This window comes from Pseudomonas sp. B21-051, assembly GCF_024748795.1.
In the GTDB taxonomy this organism is placed as follows: Bacteria; Pseudomonadota; Gammaproteobacteria; order Pseudomonadales; family Pseudomonadaceae; genus Aquipseudomonas; species Aquipseudomonas putida_A.
Map to the genome: position 1 here is coordinate 2,094,451 of NZ_CP087166.1, position 20,179 is coordinate 2,114,629.

At 63.3% G+C, this 20,179-nt stretch carries 10 protein-coding genes; 6 read left to right on the plus strand and 4 right to left on the minus strand.

Translation table 11 applies throughout. The features are described from left to right. Positions 1-84: 84 nt before the first annotated feature. Positions 85-1,068: a GlxA family transcriptional regulator gene (locus LOY52_RS09570; RefSeq protein WP_258679213.1), complete on the plus strand. Its 984-nt coding sequence runs from the start codon at positions 85-87 to the stop codon at positions 1,066-1,068. Here LOY52_RS09570 and LOY52_RS09575 read toward each other — a convergent pair. The 4 genes from LOY52_RS09575 to LOY52_RS09590 all read right to left on the minus strand — a co-directional run bounded on the left by LOY52_RS09575 (position 1,037) and on the right by LOY52_RS09590 (position 5,504). After that, complete coding sequence (locus LOY52_RS09575; protein ID WP_258679215.1) at positions 1,037-1,930, minus strand: alpha/beta fold hydrolase; 894 nt, start codon at positions 1,928-1,930, stop codon at positions 1,037-1,039. The genes LOY52_RS09570 and LOY52_RS09575 overlap by 32 nt on opposite strands. Before the next feature lie 174 nt (positions 1,931-2,104). After that, positions 2,105-2,494 (minus strand): hypothetical protein, encoded by a 390-nt coding sequence (locus LOY52_RS09580; RefSeq protein ID WP_258679217.1) that lies wholly within the window; start codon positions 2,492-2,494, stop codon positions 2,105-2,107. A 390-nt stretch (positions 2,495-2,884) separates the two neighbouring features. Next, positions 2,885-4,711, minus strand: coding sequence for a glycoside hydrolase family 15 protein (locus LOY52_RS09585; protein WP_258679220.1), 1,827 nt, complete (start codon positions 4,709-4,711; stop codon positions 2,885-2,887). Further along, the gene (locus LOY52_RS09590; RefSeq protein WP_258679222.1) at positions 4,704-5,504 is read right to left on the minus strand and encodes an SDR family oxidoreductase; all 801 of its coding nucleotides are present in this window, start codon (positions 5,502-5,504) and stop codon (positions 4,704-4,706) included. The genes LOY52_RS09585 and LOY52_RS09590 overlap by 8 nt, the downstream gene beginning before the upstream one ends. Before the next feature lie 241 nt (positions 5,505-5,745). On the opposite strand from LOY52_RS09590, the gene LOY52_RS09595 reads away from it, so the two are divergent. From LOY52_RS09595 to LOY52_RS09615, 5 genes are all read left to right on the plus strand, one after another. Further along, entirely contained in the window at positions 5,746-6,918 is a 1,173-nt protein-coding gene (locus tag LOY52_RS09595; protein WP_258679224.1) for an MFS transporter, read from the plus strand. Positions 6,919-6,989: 71 nt separating this feature from the next. Further along, a complete protein-coding gene (locus LOY52_RS09600) occupies positions 6,990-7,730 on the plus strand; it encodes a thioesterase II family protein (RefSeq protein WP_258679226.1) in 741 nt (246 codons plus the stop codon). 38 nt (positions 7,731-7,768) lie between these two features. Continuing rightward, positions 7,769-8,752 carry a TauD/TfdA family dioxygenase gene (locus LOY52_RS09605; RefSeq protein WP_258679228.1) on the plus strand — a complete coding sequence of 328 codons (984 nt, stop codon included), beginning with the start codon at positions 7,769-7,771 and terminating at the stop codon, positions 8,750-8,752. Between the two features lie 187 nt (positions 8,753-8,939). Next, on the plus strand, positions 8,940-12,341 hold the full coding sequence (locus LOY52_RS09610) for an amino acid adenylation domain-containing protein (protein ID WP_258679229.1): 3,402 nt from the start codon (positions 8,940-8,942) through the stop codon (positions 12,339-12,341). Next, on the plus strand, positions 12,338-20,167 hold the full coding sequence (locus tag LOY52_RS09615) for a non-ribosomal peptide synthetase (protein ID WP_258679231.1): 7,830 nt from the start codon (positions 12,338-12,340) through the stop codon (positions 20,165-20,167). The genes LOY52_RS09610 and LOY52_RS09615 overlap by 4 nt, the downstream gene beginning before the upstream one ends. The last annotated feature ends 12 nt before the right edge of the window (positions 20,168-20,179 follow it).

Genomic DNA, 20,179 nt, shown 5'->3' on the forward strand with positions numbered 1-20,179 from the left:
GTTTCTCCAGTTGAGGGGTGGACGGCTTCACTGTAGGCGCGTAGGTTCTGGCGTATACGCCAATAACCCCACGAATTACGCCAAATGCCCAAAGCCATTCACGTACTCGCGTTTGCCAACATGCAGATCCTCGATGTCACCGGCCCGCTGCAAGTGTTCGCCTCGGCCAATGACATCGCTCGTCAGCGCGGCTTGCCGGTACCGTATGCGCCGTCGGTGATTGCCAGTGAGGGCGGGGCGGTGATGTCGTCGGCAGGGCTGGCGGTGCTGGCCGAACCGTTGCCGCGGCAGGCCAGCGATACCTTGATCATCGCCGGTGGCTGGGGCATTTACCCGGCAGCGGAAGACGTGCCGCTGGTGGATTGGGTGCGCGAGCATGCGGCGAAATGCCGACGCGTGGCCTCGGTCTGCACCGGCGCTTTCCTGTTGGCGGCCAGTGGCTGGCTCGACGGACGTCGCGTGGTCACCCACTGGACCCGCTGCGAACAACTGGCCCAGCAGCACCCGAAGCTGCAGGTCGAAGCCAACCCGATTTTCATCAACGACGGCCCGGTCTGGACCTCGGCCGGCGTCACCGCCGGCATCGATCTGGCGCTGGCGATGGTCGAGGAAGATCTGGGCCGCGACATCGCCCTCGACGTCGCCCGGCATCTGGTGGTGTTCCTCAAACGGCCCGGCGGGCAATCGCAATTCAGCGTGACCCTGGCCCTGCAGAATCAGGGCAATCGCTTTGATGAGCTGCACGCCTGGATCGCTGAAAACCTCACCTGCGACCTCGGTGTGCCGACCCTGGCCGAACAGGCTGGCATGAGCGAACGCAGTTTCGTCCGCCACTACCGCGCCGACACCGGTCAGACCCCGGCCCGCGCCATCGAGCTGATCCGCGTCGAAACCGCGCGGCGTCTGCTCAGTGACACCGGGCTGCCAGTGAAGCGAATCGCGGCCAATTGCGGCTTTGGCAGTGAAGAAACGTTGCGCCGCAGTTTTCTGCGGGCGATTGGCGTGACGCCGCAGGCGTATCGGGAGCGGTTTTCGGTCAGCACTGGAGCAGATCCAGTAATGCCTTGAGCGTTTGCTGCGGTGCTTCTTCGGGAATGTTGTGGCCGACACCGTGCAATACGCGCCTTTCGTACAGGCCGGTGAAGTGCGCAATGTCTTCATCGACTTCCGGCGCCGGACCGACCCCATCGTCGGCACCGCACAGGGAGATAGTGGGCACGCTGATCGGCGGTTGTTTGATCAACGCGTCTTCCATCCATTGCAGCGCCGGATCGCCTGCGGCGTACATGAAGCGATGACGGTAGGAATGAATCACCACGTCGACGAATTCCGGGTTGTCGAAGGCCGGTGCGCTCAGCGGATAACGTTCGGCGTTGCGTGCCCAGGTCGGTGACCACAATTTCCAGAGCAGTTCACAGAACGCCTGCCGGTTTTGCGTCAGGCCCGCGACGCCGCGTGGCGTGTGGAAATAGTACTGGTACCAATAACGGTGCTCGGTCTCGGGGTCCAGTGGCCGGGTTGAATTGGCGATGTCCTGCACGTTGTAACCATCCCCCGTCACCAACCCGCGCACCCGCTCGGGAAACAACGCCGCAACGATGCACGCGGCCCGACCGCCCCAGTCGTAACCGCAAAGCGTGGCCTGTTCGATACCCAGCGCAACCATCAACTCCAGCAAATCCTGAGCGAGGGCCGCTTGCTGGCCGGAACGCAGTGTTTCGGGGTGGTTGAAGCGAGTCGGCCCGTAACCGCGCAGGTACGGAACGATCACCCGATAACCGTGGGCGCCGAGGGTGGGGGCGATTTCATCGTACGCCCGAGGCGAGTAGGGGAAGCCATGCAGCAATATGACCGCGTCGCCGGTGGACGGGCCGTGCTGTTCAAAGGCTACGGTCAAGTTGGGTGTCGGTACCCGTTGAATATCAGACACGGCAGACTCCACAGCAATGGGCGTCAGGCAACACTAGACCATTCTATTGTGGCGAGGGAGCTTGCTCCCGCAGGCCTGCGCAGCAGTGCATTCAAGTATGGGGTCGCTTCGCAACCCGGCGGGAGCAAGCTCCCTCGCCACAGGGGAAGCGTCACTTGTCGGGGTTGCTTCTCCTTAAGCCTCGGCTTCCGCCACCTGATTGAAATACTTCGTCCGGTCCGGGGTAAACGTCACCCGCATCTTGGTCCGCGAGCAGGTCAGCGAACGTTCCTCACCCAGATCAATATCCAGATCCTCGCCCCGCAAGCCCTGCCACTGGGCGAGGTATTTCAGTGAGCCGTATTTCTCGTTTTTCTTCAGGCTGCGGCTGACGCCGCCTTTCCAGCCGAGTACCGGCAGTTCGCCGGCGAGGCATTGTTGCGCAAGGTCGGGGAAGCGCGTGGCGCGCTGGCGGCCGATTTCCCAGCATTTGATCAGGCCTTTGTCGGCGGCATCCCAGAGTTGGGTGCGGGTCAGGCCGCTGCGCAGTGGCGTGGCGATGGGGCGGTGGACGTGCTGGGTCATTCTGGTTCCTTGAATTCGGGTTTTATTGGACAGCTCCGCTGTGCCCGTTGCGGTGGATGGTAGGGGGGGATGTAACAGCTGGCAACAGGGTATTTCAGGGTGTAAGTGCAGGTTGCGGGGGAGGGATTGGGCGGGGATTGTTTAGACGAAGTAGGGGCTGAATGACCTGGCGTGTGGCGAGGGAGCTTGCTCCCGCTCGGCTGCGAAGCAGGCGCAAAGCCAGACAATGCGGTTCTTCTGGAGAAATGGTGGCGCAGGGATTGGGGCCGCTTCGCGACCCGGCGGGAGCAAGCTCCCTCGCCACACAAGTTCACCAACGTTTATTTTTGTGTAGGAATTCGTCCTGCAAAACCCGAGTTGAAGGGATATTTCCGACAGAGTGCGGCGAAATTACGGCTGCCAAACACTCTTTTCCCCACTCAAACGCCGATCAAGAAAACTCGCCGCACTGATCAGCGCCAGATGCGTCAGCGCTTGCGGGGTATTGCCCAGATGGCGGCCCTTGCTGTCGAACTCTTCGGCGTACAGCCCCAGCGGGTTCGCGTAGCGCAGCAGTTGTTCGAACTCCAGATGCGCCTTTTCCACCTGACCGGCCCGGGCCAGGCATTCGACGTACCAGAACGAGCACGCGGCAAACGCGCCTTCGGTGCCGGTCAAACCGTCGATGTTGGCGTCATCGTTGCGATAGCGATAAACCATGCCGTCGCGCACCAGAGTCTTTTCGATCGCTTCAAGGGTCGACAGCCAGCGCGGGTCCTTGGCGCTGACGAAGCGCACCAGCGGCATCAGCAGCATCGAACCGTCGAGCGCGGTGCCGCCCTTGTACTGGACGAAATGCCCGCGCTCCTCGTCCCAGAAGTTGTCCCAGATGTCGGCGTAGATCGCCTGCCGGGTCTGATCCCACTGAACGAACGGCGCCGGCAGCGAGCGTTTCGAGGCCAGGCGAATCGCTCGATCCAGAGCCACCCAGCACATCAGTCGCGAGTGCAGGAAGTGATGCTGCTCACCGCGCATTTCCCAAATGCCTACATCGGTTGTCTGCCAGGTCTCACACACCTGATCGACCACTTCGCGCACGTGTTTCCAGCCTTGGTGGGAAATCGCGTCGCCGTATTTGTTGACCAGGTACACCGCGTCCATCAGTTCGCCAAAGATATCGAGCTGAATCTGATCGTACGCGCCATTGCCGATGCGCACCGGTTGCGCGCCACCATGGCCGGAGAGGTGCGTGAGTTCGGTCTCCGGCAGCTCCTGGCGACCGTCGATCGCATAGAGGATATTGAGTTTTGTCGAATGACCCTGACAATCGCTGACCCGCCCACGCAGCCAGCCCATGTAGGCGTTGGCCTCATCGACAAAACCCAGGCGCATGAACGCGTAGACGGTGAACGAGGCGTCGCGGATCCAGGTGTAGCGATAATCCCAGTTGCGCTCGCCGCCGGGGGTTTCCGGCAGGCCGAAGGTGGCGGCGGCGAGGATCGCGCCGTGCTTGCGCGAGGTCAGCAGCTTGAGCGCGAGGGCCGAACGATTGACCATCTCCCGCCAGCGCCCGCGGTAGTTGGACTGGCCGATCCAGTCGCGCCAGAACTTCAGCGTGCGCTCCAGGCACATTTTTGCGCCGTCATCCTTGAAGCGCGGATCGTCGGCGCCACCGAGGACAAATTCGGCGTGCTGATCCTGTTTCAAACTGAAGGAGGCAACGGCCGATTCGCCATCGATGTGCAACGCCTGATCCGCCACCAGCCGCAACGATGGCTGACCCTCGGCGCTAAATATCACCGATTGTTCATCCATCTGCGCCCGGGTGTTGGCGCGCGCGTAGTCATGGCGAACCGCGCAGCGCATGTGAAACGTCGCTTCCCCGCTGACCACCCGCACCCGGCGCATCAGCAGCGGCAGGTCATCGACGCTGTCGCCGATCGGCAGCAGGTCGGTGATTTCCACCACGGCCTGTTCGCTGAGCCAGCGCGTTTGCAGAACGTTGGTGTCCGGCAGGTAGATCTGTTCGCGCCGGGCATCGGGCAAGTCCGGCGCGAGCTGGAAAATCCCCGCCTCGGGCGTGTCGAGCAGCGAACAGAAGATCGACGGGCTGTCGAATTCCGGCCAGCAGAAAAAATCCACGCTGCCCTTGTCGTTGACCAGTGCGGCACTGCGCAGGTCGCCGATGATGCCGTGGGCGTCGATCGGGCTTTGTCGTTCAGGATGATGCTCAGCCATTGCCACGAAACTCCGGATAAAGACTCATGCCGCCGTCGATGAACAGGGTGGTGCCGACGATGTAGTCGGCGGCGTCGGAAGCGAGAAACACCACGGCGTTGGCGATGTCCTCGACATCGCCGATGCGACCGTAGGGGATCAGCTCCAGCAGCTTCTCACCGGCAGCGCCTTCGGTGGCGTCCTGATTGATTGCCGTGCGAATCGCCCCCGGCGCGATGCCGTTGATGCGGATGCGCTGCTGGCTGACTTCCTGGGCGAGGGTCTGCATCAACTGATCGACGCCGCCCTTGGACGCCGCATAGTTGACGTGCCCGGCCCACGGAATGCGTTGATGTACCGAACTCATGTGAATGATCTTGCCGGCCGCGCGGGACACGCCTTCACGCACGCCCTGACGATTGAAAATCCGCAGCGCGGCGCGGGCGCAGAGGAACTGGCCGGTGAGGTTGACGCCGATCACCGTGTTCCAGTCTTCCAGGGTCATGTCCACCGCAGCGGCATCTTTTTGCAGGCCGGAATTGGCCACCAGAATGTCCAGCGCGCCAAAGGTCTCGAGGGTCTCGGCGAACAACCGTTCGACCTCGTCTTCCTTTGAAATATCGGCGCCGATGGCCAGCGCCTGACCGCCGTCGGCGATGATCTGCCGGGCCAGCGCTTCGGCGGGTTCGGCCTGACGGTTGTAATTGATCACGACAGCTGCGCCGGCAGCGGCCAGCGCTTTGGCGGCGGCGTGGCCGATGCCAGAGCTGGCACCGGTGACCAGCGCCACTTGGCGGGCGAGGGATATTTGCATGCAGGGTCGCGCCTTGAGTGAGGGCCTATTTAGCTGACTGGTCGCAGGCCGGGAGAGTTCAGAGCAAAGATCAAAAGATCGCAGCGTGCCGCAGCTCCTACAGAGAATGTAAGCACCTGTAGGAGCTGCGGCACGCTGCGATCTTTTGCTCTTCAAGGCCTTCACATTCCACCAACAATTCCCCGCTTCCACGCTCATCAGCCTTTATGGCAACTTGGCGACCCCTGATGAGGCTGTCCCCATGGAAAATCCCTACCGCGAATTATTCACCGCCCCCGGCGCCCGGGCTTTTGTACTGGCCGGGATGATCGCGCGCATGCCGATTTCCATGACCGGGATCGGCGTGATCACCATGCTCTCGCAGCTCAAGGGTGGGTACGCACTGGCCGGTGCAGTGGCGGCGACCTTTGCCTTGGCCACGGCGTTTTGTGCGCCGCAGGTCTCGCGTCTGGTGGATCGTTTCGGCCAGGGCAAGGTGCTGCCGCTGTCGGCATTGATCGGTGGCGGGGCGCTGTTGATGTTGTTGCTGTGCACCCGCTTGCAGGCGCCGACCTGGACGCTGTTCATCTTCGCCGCGCTGGCCGGTTGCATGCCAAGCATGTCGGCGATGGTGCGCGCGCGCTGGACCGAGATCTATCGCGGCCAGCCGCAATTGCAGACCGCCTACGCGCTGGAATCGGTGCTCGATGAAGTCTGCTTCATCGTCGGCCCGCCGCTGTCGGTGGGTTTGTGCGTGGTGGCGTTTCCCGAGGCCGGGCCGTTGGCCGCGCTACTGGCGCTGGCGATCGGGGTGACCGCGTTTGTCGCCCAGCGCAGCACCGAGCCGGCGGTGCACCCGCAGGAATCACAGCATCAGGGTTCGATCATTCGCTCGACCGACGTGCAATGGCTGCTGGCATTGATGCTCGCCATGGGCGTCATCGTCGGTGTGGTCGATGTGGTCAGCGTCGCGTTCGCCCAGCAGCAGGGCCAACCGGCGGCGGCGAGCATCGTGTTGTCGGTGTACGCCATCGGCTCGTGTCTGGCCGGGATCGCGTTTGGCGCGATGCGCTCGAAACTGCCGTTGCCGCGCCTGTTTCTGTACGGCGGGGTGGCGACGGCGGTGACCACGCTGCCGCTGTTGCTGGCGAGCAATATTGTCGGTTTGTCGCTGGCGGTGTTTGTCGCGGGGTTGTTCTTCTCGCCGACGCTGATTGTGGCGATGGCGCTGATCGAGCGCATCGTGCCGCCGGCCAAACTCACCGAAGGCCTGACCTGGCTGGTGACGGGCTTGAGCATCGGTGTGGCGATCGGCGCGGCCGGCTCGGGTGCGTTGGTGGATGCGTTTGGCGCACGCAGCGGATTCTGGCTGGCGATTGCGGCGGGGGCGGTGGTGCTGGGTTCGGCTGTGCAGAGTTTCCGCCATTTGAAGTGATCGGCATTCGGACTAATTCGCGCAACGCCTCATCCGTTCTCTTTTACAGATAACCCATTGAGGTAAACGCGGTGACAAAGCTGACACTGCTGTGCCTGCCCTATTCGGGCGCCAGCGCCATGGTCTACAGCCGCTGGCGGCGCCAACTGCCGTCATGGCTGCAATTGCAACCGGTGGAGTTGCCCGGGCGCGGTGCCCGTTTCGACGAACCCCTGCAAACTGACATGCGAGCCCTGGCTCGCCAGTTGGCCCGTGAGCACAAACCCGGCCTGCAAATGCCTTACGCCCTGTTCGGCCACAGCCTCGGCGCGCTGCTGGCGTGCGAGATGGCGCACGCCTTTCGCGAGCTCGGCGCGCCGGAACCGGTGGCGCTGTTCGCCTCCGGCACGGCGGCGCCGACCATGCGCAGCGACTACGATCGCGGGTTTGCCGAAGCGCGCAGCGATGAGGAATTGATCGATCAACTGCGCACCTTTCAGGGCACCAGCGAAGAAGTGCTGGCCAACCAGGAGCTCATGAGCCTGACGCTACCGGTGCTGCGCGCCGACTTCATGATGTGCGGACGCTTCACCCCGGCGCAGCGGCCCCTGCTCAATTGCCCGGTGCATGTGCTGGGCGGCAAGGAAGACCGCGCGACCACTGAGCAACTGATCGGCTGGAGCAAGGAAACCCTGGGCAGTTTTTCCGTGGACATGATGACCGGTGGTCATTTCTTCATCCATGAACACGAAGCCCGGGTGATCCGCACCATCAAGACGCATCTGGAAGTCCATCACCGGCGTCATGCGCAAGCGGCGGCACCGGCGTTTTGACGCACCGCTCACAATCGAGTGATTACAGGAGGCCAGTCATGGCTGTTGCTGTGGAGTTTTCCGTTCGGCCGCTGCTGCCGCAACGAGGGCGCTTGCCGCTGTTGGTGGAAGCGACCGAGGTGGATACCGACCTGCTGGCGGTGTTCGATGAATTGAAAGCGCTGGTCGATGAGCATCTGCTGCGCGATGGCGGGGTGCTGTTTCGCGGGTTTCGTCTCGACGGCGCTGAACAGTTTCGTCAGTTCGCGGCCAGCTTCGGGCATCCGCTGTTGAACTACGAGTTCGGCTCCACGCCGCGCACCAACGTCACCCAAGGCGTATACACCTCGACCGAATACCCGGCGCACCAGAGCATTCCGCTGCACAACGAACAGGCCTATTCCCGCGACTGGCCGATGAAGATCTGGTTCTACAGCATGATCGCGGCGAAGTCCGGTGGCGAAACGCCGATTGCCGACAGTCGCGAAGTCTATCGGCGTATTCCGGTGGCCATTCGTGAGCGCTTTGTCAGCAAAGGTCTGATGTATGTGCGCAACTTCGGCAACGGCCTGGATGTGGCCTGGGAAGATGTGTTCAACACCGACGACCGCGAGGTCGTCGAAGCGTATTGCAAGGCCCATGGCATCCTTTGCGAGTGGAAGGATGACGGCGAGTTGCGTACCCGTCAGACCTGTCAGGCGGTGGCGGTGCATCCGGTGACCGGCGATCACGTCTGGTTCAATCAGGCGCACCTGTTCCACATCTCCAACTTGCAGCCGGAAGTGCGCGAAAGCCTGCTGGATATCGTCGATGAGGAGGACTTGCCGCGTAACGTTTATTACGGTGACGGCTCGGCCATCGAAGATGAAGTGCTGGCACAGATCCGCGCGGTGCTCAATGAATGCGCGATCAGTTTCCCGTGGCAGGAAGGCGACGTACTGATGCTCGACAATATGTTGTCGGCCCATGCGCGTTCGCCGTTCGAAGGGCCGCGCAAAGTCATCGTGGCCATGGCCGAGGGGCATTCCCAAGGCCCGCTCTGAGCCATTCGGGTGGTTGCCCGTGAAGGTGCCGAAGCCGGTCTTGTACCGGCTTCGGCATTTTTGCGTCGGTGTGGGTAACCGCCGGGCCGCTGGTGCGCCAGCGCGCTAAATCATTGCGTTTGTCATTCGTTCTTGTTGATACGACCGGGCCTCCTGGTCACGCCGCCGATCAGCAAGGACCCAATGCATGAATGCCGCAGACGCACAGAAACTCGCCCGCCGCTTTATCGAACTGCCACAGGACAAACGCCGTTTGTTTCTCGCCGGCATGGCCCGCGAAGGCATCGATTTTGCGCAGCTTCCCATGACCGCCTGTGACGGGATCGCCGAGCGTGACGGCCTGTCCTACGCCCAGCAACGGATGTGGTTTCTCTGGCAACTGGATCCGCAAAGTGCTGCCTACAACCTGCCGATGGCCGTGCGCCTGAACGGCGCGTTGCAGGTGCAAGCGCTGGAGCAGGCGTTCAGCCTGCTGGTCGCGCGGCACGAATGTCTGCGCACCACCTTCGGTCAGGTCGGCGAGCGTGCCTTCCAGCGCGTGGCCGAGCCGCAGGCGCTGCAACTGCCCCTCACCGATTTGAGCGCCGTGCCCGAACAGCAGCGCTGGCCGCTCGCGCAACAGCACATGATGGCTGAAGCCACGCAGGCGTTCGATCTGCAAAACGGCCCGCTGCTGAGTCTGCGCCTGTTGCGTCTGGCCGAGCAGGAACACGTGCTCCTGCTGACCTTGCACCACATCATTGCCGATGGCTGGTCGATGAATATTCTCATCGACGAGTTCATGCGTACCTACGATGCGCTGGTGGCGGGGCGCGAACCATCGTTGCCGGCGCTGACCGTGCATTACCGCGATTACGCGCTGTGGCAGCGCAGCTGGCTGGAGGCGGGTGAGCGCGAACGGCAACTGGACTACTGGCGCGCACAATTGGGCGACGAGCATCCGGTCCTGGAGTTGCCGACCGACCGCGCTTATCCGGCGCAGTCGAGTCACCAGGGCGCGCGTCTGGAAACGGTCATTGATGCGGCGCTGCGTCAGGAGCTGAAAAGCCTTGCCCAGCGTCAGGGCGTGACCCTGTTCGTGGTGCTGCTGGCAGCGTTCAAGACGTTGTTGCATCGCTACAGCGGGCAGACCGACATTCGCGTCGGCGGCCTGATTGCCAACCGCACCCGCAGCGAAACGGAAGGGCTGATCGGCTTCTTCGTCAACACCCAGATCTTGCGCAGCGAAGTCACCGCGCAAACCCGATTCGCCGAGCTGTTGCAGCGTTTGCGCGAGGCCGCACTCGGCGCGCAGGTTCATCAAGAGCTGCCGTTCGACGCCTTGATCGAGGCCCTGCAACCGGCGCGTAGCCAAAGCCACAATCCGCTGTTTCAGGTGATGTTCAACCATCAGCCGCTGGTGACCGACTTGCAGCATGTGCAGTTGGAATCGGGTCTGCAGGTGGGTTATCTGACACAAGAGCAACTGGCCGGCAGCGCTCGGCAACATGCGGCCACCAGCGATTTGATGCTCGATACCCGCGAAGAAGGCGAGCAGCTGTTCGCCGCCTTCACCTACGCCACCGATATTTTTGATGCCGCGACCATCGCCGCGATGGCCGGGCATTGGCGCAACATTCTTGAATCCGTCTGCCGCGACCCGCAGCAGGTCATCGGCGAAGTCGCGCTGCTGGCAGATGACGAACGCGCGCAGCTGATTCAGACCACTGCTGCGGCGCCGCGTTTCACCAGCGTGCAAAACCTGTTCGAGGCGCAAGTGGCACGCACGCCGCAGGCAGCGGCCGTGATCCTCGCCACCGCGCCGTCACCGTCACTGACCTATGCCGAACTCAATGCGCGCAGCAATCGCCTGGCGCATCAGCTGCGCGCGCGCGGCGTCGGCCCGGACGTGCTGGTCGGTGTCGCGTTGGGGCGCTCGCTGGAGCTGGCGGTGGCGTTGCTGGCCGTGCTCAAGGCGGGCGGGGCCTATGTGCCACTGGACCCGCAAACTCCGGCTGAGCGATTGCGCCATGTGCTGGATGACAGTGGCTTGAAACTGCTGCTGACCGACAGCGCCAGCCTTGCCAGCCTGCCGGCGCTGGAGGCTGTCGAGTGCCTGTGTCTGGAGCAATTGTCCGGCGAAACTCCGGCCGACAACCTGGCGTTAACGGTCGCGCCGCAGAATCTTGCCTACGTGATCTACACCTCCGGTTCCACCGGGCGGCCGAAAGGCGTGGCGGTCAGTCACGGCGCACTGAGTGAATTCATCGAGCGCGCCATCGATTACAGCGACCTGCGCGAAGGTGACCGGATCCTGCAGTTCGCCACCAGCAGCTTCGACGGTTTTGTCGAGCAGTTCTTCCCGCCGCTGTGCCATGGCGCCGCTGTGGTGCTGCGTGATGCGCCATTGTGGGACAGCGCAACGTTGCGTCAGGTGATTGTCGATCACGGCATCACCTTGGCTGACCTGCCGGCCGCGTACTGGTATTGGCTGGTGCAGGAATACGCGGCACAACCGCCGGCCGGTTTTGGCGCGCTGCGACAGATCCACGTCGGTGGCGAGGCCATGGCGGTGGACGGTTTACGTCTGTGGCAACAGGCCGGGCTGGGGCATGTGCGGTTGCTCAATACCTATGGGCCGACCGAAGCCACGGTGGTTTCGACGATTCATGATTGCAGTGCACTGACGGCAGACGCCGTGTCCTGGCGCGGCATCCCGATCGGCAAGGGTCTCGATGCCCGACGTCTGTACGTGCTGGACGATGATTTGAACCTGCTGCCGCAAGGTGCGGTGGGCGAGTTGTACATCGGTGGCCCGGGCCTGGCCCGTGGTTATCACCGTCAGCCGATGCTCAGTGCCGAGCGCTTTATCGCCGACCCGTTCGCCGAAGGGCAGCGTCTGTACCGCACCGGCGACCGTGCCCGACTGGGCGCCGATGGCGCGCTGGAGTATGTCGGCCGGGTCGACCATCAAGTGAAGATCCGCGGTTTCCGCATCGAACTGGGCGAAATCGAGTCGCGCCTGCAACAGTGCCCGGGCATTCGCGAGGCGGTAGTTCTGGCGGTGCCGCTCAGCGGCGGCCAGCAACTGGTGGCGTATGTGGTCGGCGAGCACGCCGTGCTGGAAAGCGCCGCCACCCAGTCGGCGTTCCGCCAGCAAATCCGCACCGCGCTGCAAGCCCATCTGCCGGACTACATGGTGCCGGGGCATTTGTTGTTGTTGCCGAACCTGCCGCTGACACCGAGCGGCAAGCTCGACCGCAAGGCCTTGCCGGCGCCGGATGCGAGCCAGTTGCAAGGCGACTATCGCGCGCCGCAAACCGACACCGAACTGTGTCTGGCGCAAATCTGGGCTGAGGTCCTGCATGTGTCGCGGATCGGTCTGGATGATCATTTCTTTGAGTTGGGCGGCCATTCGCTGCTGGCCGCGCAGGTGATCGCGCGCATCAAAACTCAATTGGGCGTGGTCTTGCCATTGCGCAGTCTGTTCGAGAAACCGTTGCTGGCCGATCTGGCGGCAGTGCTGGCGCAACAGGCGGACAGTGCAACGGATGACGACTGGTCCGACATGGATCAGTTCATGAATGCTTTGGAAGGAGAAGAAGTATGAGCGGCACCATGGCGGAGCGTATCGCTAAAAGATTCGTCGGCTTGCCGCTGGAGCAGCGTCGACAGTTTCTGGCCAGACTGCGCGAGGACGGCAAGGACTTCAGCCTGTTGCCGCTGCCGGTCTGTCGTCACGAGGTCACGCCGATACCGTTGTCGTTCGCTCAGCAACGCCTGCTGTTTCTCTGGCAACTCGAACCGCAGAGCGCCGCGTACAACATGGCGGCCGGCCTGCGCCTGAAAGGAAGCCTGGACGAATCGGCGCTGCAACGCTCTTTCGATCATCTGGTCGCGCGCCATGAAGTGCTGCGCACCGTGTTCCACACTGATGGCGATCAACCGCAGCAGGTGATTCTCGAGCAGCAGCCGATCGCTCTGGAACGCATTGACCTGACCGGCCTTGCGGCTTCGCAGCGTGAGCCGGCCTTGGCGCAACAGGTGCAGACAGTCACCGCGCGGCCGTTCGATTTGCGCCACGGTCCGCTGCTGCGGGCCAGCCTGTTTGCTCTGACCGAAGAGGAATTCGTGCTGGTGGTGAGCATGCACCACATCGTCTCCGACGGTTGGTCGATGGACGTGATGGTCAAGGAATTCGTCCAGTGTTATCAGGCCTTCAGTCTTCAGCGCGAGCCGCAGTTGCCGGCGCTGCCGTTGCAATACGCCGACTATGCGATCTGGCAGCGGCGCTGGCTGGAAGCCGGCGAGGGCGAGCGTCAACTCGATTACTGGCGCCAGCAACTCGGTGAGGAACATCCGCTGCTGGAAGTGGCGCCGGACTTCGCCCGGCCCCTGACGCAAAGCTTCGCAGGCCAGACCCTGAGCTTTGATTTCGGTGCCCGGTTGTCCCTGCAACTCAATGCGTTTGCCCGCAGCAAGGGCATCAGTCTGTTCATGCTGGTGCTGGCGGGTTTCTCGCTGTTCCTCTCGCGTCAGGCCGGGCAGCGCGACATTCGCGTCGGCGTGCCGAATGCCAATCGTGGCCGTGCCGAAGTCGAAGGGTTGATCGGTTTCTTCGTCAACACCCAGGTGTTGCGTTGCGAGGTCGATGAGCGTGGCAGTTTCGAAGACTTGCTGGCGCGGGTGCGCGAGGCGGCGTTCGGCGCACAGGCCCATCAGGAACTGCCATTCGAGCAACTGGTGGACGAATTGGTGGCGGAACGAACCCTGGGCCACAACCCGCTGTTCCAGGCCAAGTTCAACCAGAACGTCGGTATGCAGAAACAGCGCTCGATGAACCTGCCGGGGCTGAGCGTCGCGGAGTATCCGCTGGACAAGGACGGCACTCACTTTGATCTGGCACTGGACATCACCGACGACGGCACGCTGATCCACGGCCAGATGACCTATGCCAGCGACCTCTATCGCGCGGAGACCGTCGAGGCTTTCGTGCCGGCGTTGCTGGGTTTGTTCGACGAATTGCTGAAGGCACCGCAAGCGCCGTTGCACAGCGTTGCCACGCTGGCTCCGGTGGTGCTCGCAGCACCGGGCGAACCGGCGTTGTCAGTGTTGCAGCAGTGGGATCGGCAAGTGGCGCGACAGCCCGAAGCACTGGCTGCGCGCGACCTGAATCAGACCCTGAGTTTTCAGGCGCTGGACCAGGCCGCCAATCGTCTGGCCCATCACCTGCTGGCGCAGGGCGTCAGCCCCGGCCAACCGGTAGCGGTGCTGATGGGGCGTTCGCTGGACTGGCTGACCTGTGTGCTGGCGATCTTCAAGGCCGCAGCGGTGTACATGCCGCTGGACGTGAAGGCGCCGAACGCGCGGTTGCAGCAGATGCTCGGCAATGCCGGCGCGCGCCTGCTGTTGTGCGCACAAGGGGATACGCGGGTGTCCGTGCTGGCTGTCGACGGTTGTCAGGGGCTCGCTTATGCCCCGTACCAGTGGCAGCAGGAGGCGGACGTCAGCCCGGTGGCGGCACTGTTTGCGCAGTCCCCGGCGTATGTGATTCACACCTCCGGTTCCACCGGGCAACCCAAAGGCGTGCTGGTCAGTCATGGAGCGCTGGGCAGTTACGTGCGCGGGGTACTGGAGCGCCTGGCGCCGACGCCGGACTCCAGCATGGCGCTGGTGTCGACCATTGCGGCGGATCTGGGCTTCACTGTGTTGTTCGGCGCGCTGTGTTCCGGTCGCCTGTTGCACGTACTGCCGGAAGAACTGGGTTTTGACCCGGATCGATTTGCCGAGTACATGGCTACGCATCAAGTGGGCATGCTGAAAATCGTCCCGGGGCACCTGGCGGCGTTGTTGCAGGCAGGCCGCGCCGCCGATGTGCTGCCGGCGCAGGCGCTGATCGTCGGCGGCGAAGCCTGCTCGCCGGCACTGGTGGAACGCGTGCGTCAGCTCAAGCCGGAGTGCCGCATCATCAACCACTACGGGCCGAGCGAAACCACGGTCGGTGTACTGACGCACGAGGTCAGTGAGCTGGCGGCCGACGCGCGCAGCGTTCCGGTCGGCACCGCGCTGAGCGGTGCGCAGGTCTACATCGTCGACGATGTGCTGAACAATGTCGACGATCAGGTGGCCGGCGAGCTGTACATCGCAGGTGACAGCGTGGCACTGGGGTATCTCGGGCAACCGGGTCTGACTGCCGAGCGCTTCCTGCCTGATCCGTTCGGCGCCCCGGGTGCGCGGGTTTATCGCAGCGGTGACCGGGTGCGGCGCAATCGTCAGCAAGCGGTGGAGTTCATTGGTCGCGCCGACGATCAGGTCAAGGTGCGTGGTTATCGCGTCGAACCTGCGGAAGTCGCGCGGGTGCTGCTGGGGCTCGACGGTGTCAGTGAGGCGGCGGTGCTCGCCCTGGCCCTGGATGACGATCCGGCGCGCCTGCAACTGGTAGCGTGGTGTGTGCCGGTGGCCGGTGCGACTTTGCAGGCACACGCTCTGCGTGAGCAGTTGCAGGCGTGCCTGCCGGATTACATGGTGCCGGCGCAGGTCGTGCTGCTGGAGCAGCTACCGCTGACGGCCAACGGCAAACTCGACAAGCGTGCCTTGCCGGTACCGGGTGTGGTCACGCAGCATTTCGTTGCGCCGGTGGGGGAGGTCGAGGAGAAGCTGGCGGCAATCTGGGCCGAAGTGCTCAAGCTTGAGCGCGTGGGCACCAGCGACAACTTCTTCGAGCTGGGCGGTGATTCTATCCTCAGCCTGCAGATCATCGCCCGGGCCAAGCGCCAGGGGATCAAGCTGAGCCCCAAGCAACTGTTCGAAAAACAGACCATTGGCCAATTGGCTGCAGTGGCCAGGCTGATCGAAGCCAAACCGGTGGCGGCCACGGCGCAGCCGAATCGTGGGCCGCTGCCGTTGTTGCCGATTCAGGCACGCTTCTTCGAAACTGATATTGCCCAGCGCCAACACTGGAACCAGTCGGTGATGTTGCAGCCGACCACCACGCTTGACGCCGATCACCTGCGTACTGCATTGGCGGCACTGGTCGAACAACACGATGCACTTGCGCTGAATTTCCAGTGCTCGGGCGATACGTGGCAGGCACTGGCGCAGACCCAGCGTGATCCAGAGTTGTTGTGGCTGCGCGAGCTGGACAGTCTGGAGGCTTTGCCGGCACTCGCTGATGAAGCCCAGCGCAGCCTCGATCTGCGACAGGGACGCTTGCTGCGTGCGGTGCTGGTGAACCTGCCACACGCTGAGCAACGGCTGTTGCTGGTCATTCATCACCTGGTGGTCGACGGGGTGTCCTGGCGCATTCTGTTGGAGGATCTGCAGCACGCTTACACCGCGCTCGCCGCCGGCACTCCGCTGGTCCTGGCGGGTAAAAGCACTTCGCTGCACAGCTGGGCCGAACATCTGCAACGGTATGCGCAAAGCGAGGCGCTGGCTGCCGAGAGCGACTACTGGCGCGCAACGCTGGAGGCGGGCGACGCACAACTGCCGCGAGATTTCCCGCAGGACAGTCAGACCCGTGCCGAGGCGGCCCGGGCCAGTTCGCGCCTGAGTCAAGCGCTGACCCACAAGCTGCTCAAAGTCGCTCCCGCGGCGTATCGCACGCAAATCAACGACCTGCTGCTGACCGCACTGGCGCGGGTGCTGTGCGACTGGAGCGCACAGCCTTCGGTATTGATTCAGCTCGAAGGGCACGGGCGCGAAGATCTGTTCGACGAGGTCGATCTGAGTCGCACGGTCGGCTGGTTCAGCAGCCTGTTCCCGGTACGCCTGACCCCGGATGTGAATCCGGGCGCCTCCCTGTGTGCGATCAAGGAACAATTGCGTGCGGTGCCGGGCAAAGGCATCGGTTATAGCGTGCTGCGATATCTGAGCCGGCGCGCCGAGCTGCAGGAATTGCCGCAACCGCGCGTGACGTTCAACTATCTGGGCCAGTTCGACGGTGCATTCAGCGCTGACGAGGGCACGCTGTTCGTGCCAAGTGGCGAAAGCACCGGCGCCAATCAGGACGCCGCTGCACCGTTGGGTAACTGGCTGAGCGTCGATGGTCAGGTGTACGGCGGTGAGCTGGAGCTGACCTGGACCTTCGGCACGGGCATGTACCGCGCAGAAACCATTGCGGCGCTGGCCGAAGCCTATCGGCGTGAGCTGGAGCGTCTGATCGAGCACTGCTGCGACAGCGGTGAAGCAGGCGTCACGCCGTCGGACTTCAGTCTGGCGACCTTGACCCAGGCACAGCTGTCGGCACTGCCAATCCCGGCCCGTGACATCGTCGATCTGTACCCGTTATCGCCGATGCAGCAAGGCATCCTGTTCCATAGCGTCAACGATCCGGACAGCCCGGCGTACACCAACCAGTTGCGTGTCGATGTGCAACAACTGGACGCCGAGCGCTTCCGTCAGGCCTGGCAGCACACCGTTGAGGCCCACGAGATTCTGCGCAGCGCATTCGTCTGGCCGCAGGATGCCGCGGCGGCGGTGCAAGTGGTTCGGCACAACGTACAGATGCCATGGCAGTTCGAGGATTGGCGTGGCCGGGCTGACCTTGGCGAAGCGCTGGAACAACTGGCCAGCGACGATCTCGCCAGCGGGTTCGACCTGACCGCCGCGCCTTTGTTGCGGGTAGCGCTGGTGCGCACCGACGAAGCGACGCATCACCTGATCTACACCTGTCATCACATCCTGATGGATGGCTGGAGTACCTCGCAGTTGTTCGGCGAAGTGTTGCAGCGCTACGCCGGTCTGGCCCCGGCCGCGCCTCAGGGGCGCTATCGCGACTACATCGAGTGGCTCGGCCAGCGTGATCAGCAGGCCAGCCGCGCGTTCTGGACGGCGACGCTGGCCGACCTGCAAGAGCCGACGCGACTGGCCGGGGTCGTGTCGGGCGCGCCGCTGGCGGCGGTCGGTTACGCCGACCACGAGCATGTGTTCAGCGAGGCGTTGACTGCCGATCTGAACCGGTTCGCCCGCGAGCAGAAAGTCACTCTCAATACGCTGGTGCAGGCGGCGTGGCTGGTGCTGTTGCAGCGTTACACCGGTCAGGACAACGTGGCGTTCGGTGCCACCGTTGCCGGACGTCCCACCGACCTGCCGGGTGTCGAGCAGCAGATCGGTCTGTTCATCAATACCCTGCCGGTGGTGGCGGCGCCGTCCGCGGAAATCGTCGTCAGTCAGTGGTTGCAACAGGTGCAGGGCCTCAATCTGGCGCTGCGCGAGCACGAACATACGCCGCTCTACGACATTCAGCGTTGGGCGGGAACCGGTGCCGGGGCGTTGTTCGACAGCATTCTGGTGTTCGAAAACTACCCGATGGCCGAAGCCCTGCAACAAGGCCCGGCCACCGGTCTGACGTTCTCCGCGATTCGCCGCCAGGAACAGACCAACTACCCACTGACGCTGGTGGCGGTCACCGGTCGCGAGCTGAGTCTGGGCATCAGTTACGATCAGGCCAGTTTCGCCGCGACCACGGTCGTTGCCTTGAGCGCGCAGCTGGAAAGCCTGCTGACGCAGTTCCTCGCCGATGCCGCTCAGCCACTGGGCGGGTTGCAATTGCTCGCAGCGCCGCAGCGCGAAGAGGCGATCAATTGGGGCAAGGCTGACGTCACCGCGACGGACACTCGCACGGTGCTGGAACACATCGCCGCGCAACTGCAACGGCAACCACAGGCGCAGGCCGTGGTGTTCGCCGAGCAATCGATCGATTACCAGAACCTCGATACCCGGGCCAATCGTCTGGCGCACAAACTGCAAACCTTGGGTGTCGGGCCGGAAGTGCGCGTGGGCGTGTGCATGCGTCGCACCCCGGACATGCTCGTGGGCCTGCTGGCGATCCTCAAGGCCGGTGGCGCTTATGTGCCGCTGGATCCGGACTACCCGCAGGAACGTTTGCTGCACATGCTCGACGACAGCCACGCCGCCGTGCTGCTCACCGAACCCGCGGCGCAGGCGATGCTGCCCGAAGCGTTGAGTGCGCAGGTAGTGCTGGTGGAAGAGGACGCGCTCTGCGAATTCCCGTCTACCGCCCCGGTGGCGGAAGTGACGGCGCAGAATCTGGCGTATGTCATCTACACCTCGGGTTCCACCGGCAAGCCGAAAGGCGTGGCGATTACCCACGGCAACCTGTCGGCGCTGATTCAGTGGTCGGCGGGTGTGTATCGCGCAGAACAACTGCGCGGTGTGCTGGCATCAACGTCGATCTGCTTCGACCTGTCGGTCTGGGAAATCTTCGTCACGCTGGCCTGCGGCGGTTGTCTGGTACTGGCGGACAACGCACTGGCACTGGCCGATCTGCCGGGCCGCGAGCAGGTCACCTTGATCAACACGGTGCCGTCGGCGATTGCCGCGCTGCAACGTGCCGGGCAGATTCCGCGCTCGGTCAAGACCATCAACCTGGCCGGTGAACCGCTCAAGCAAAGTCTGGTGGATACCTTGTACGCGAGCACCTCGGTGCAGCAGGTGTACGACCTGTACGGGCCGTCGGAAGACACCACGTATTCGACCTTCACCCTGCGTACGCCGCAAGGGCAGGCGAATATCGGCCGGCCGCTGGAAAACACCGTCGCGTACCTGCTCGACAGTCAGTTGCAGGTGCTGCCTGAAGGCGTGCCGGCCGAGCTGTACCTGGGCGGTGCCGGCGTGACCCGTGGCTACCTGATGAAGGCCGCGCTGACCGCCGAACGCTTTGTGCCGAACCCTTACGCCAGCAACGGCGAACGGCTGTACCGCACCGGCGACCTGGTGCGCCAGGGCAGTGACGGCAACATCGAATACATTGGCCGCGCCGACCATCAGGTGAAGATTCGCGGGTTCCGTATCGAACTCAGCGAGATCGAGGCGCGGCTGCTGGAGCAGGCGGACATTGCTGAAGCGGTGGTGCTCGCTCAGGACGGTGCGGCCGGTAAACATCTGCACGCCTACGTCGTGCCGGTGCAGCCGGTGACCGATCAGGTCGCGATGGCGGAACGCTTGCGCAGTGCTCTGGCCGCGCGCCTGCCGGCGCACATGGTGCCGGGGCACTTGCACCTGATTGAAGCCATCCCGCTGACGCCTAACGGCAAGCTGGATCGCAAGGTGCTGATGACCCTCGGCGACAGTCCGACGCAGCAGCAGTATCAGGCGCCACAGACCGATCTGCAGTGGGAAGTGGCGACGGTCTGGCAGGAGGTGCTGGAGGTCGAGCGCGTCGGACTGGCGGACAACTTCTTCCAGCTTGGCGGGCACTCGTTGCTGGCCACGCTGGTGGTGACCCGGATCAAGGAACGTCTGGGTGACAAGGTGCCGCTCAAGGACTTGTTTGAAACCGATACCCTCAAGGCGTTCTGTGCGCGGATCGAGGCCCTGCGCGTCGAAATGTCGCCCGTTCAGGATGAATTGGCTAAATCCCTGGAGGCCCTCAAACGTCTATCCCTCGATGATCTGGAAAAACTGATTTCTTGAGAGGGAAAAACG

Coding starts and splice junctions, on each gene's coding strand:
- LOY52_RS09570 (WP_258679213.1), top strand. CDS start 85: ATGCCCAAAGCCATTCACGTACTCGCGTTTGCCAACATGCAGATCCTC.
- LOY52_RS09580 (WP_258679217.1), bottom strand. CDS start 2,494: ATGACCCAGCACGTCCACCGCCCCATCGCCACGCCACTGCGCAGCGGC.
- LOY52_RS09585 (WP_258679220.1), bottom strand. CDS start 4,711: ATGGCTGAGCATCATCCTGAACGACAAAGCCCGATCGACGCCCACGGC.
- LOY52_RS09590 (WP_258679222.1), bottom strand. CDS start 5,504: ATGCAAATATCCCTCGCCCGCCAAGTGGCGCTGGTCACCGGTGCCAGC.
- LOY52_RS09595 (WP_258679224.1), top strand. CDS start 5,746: ATGGAAAATCCCTACCGCGAATTATTCACCGCCCCCGGCGCCCGGGCT.
- LOY52_RS09605 (WP_258679228.1), top strand. CDS start 7,769: ATGGCTGTTGCTGTGGAGTTTTCCGTTCGGCCGCTGCTGCCGCAACGA.
- LOY52_RS09610 (WP_258679229.1), top strand. CDS start 8,940: ATGAATGCCGCAGACGCACAGAAACTCGCCCGCCGCTTTATCGAACTG.
- LOY52_RS09615 (WP_258679231.1), top strand. CDS start 12,338: ATGAGCGGCACCATGGCGGAGCGTATCGCTAAAAGATTCGTCGGCTTG.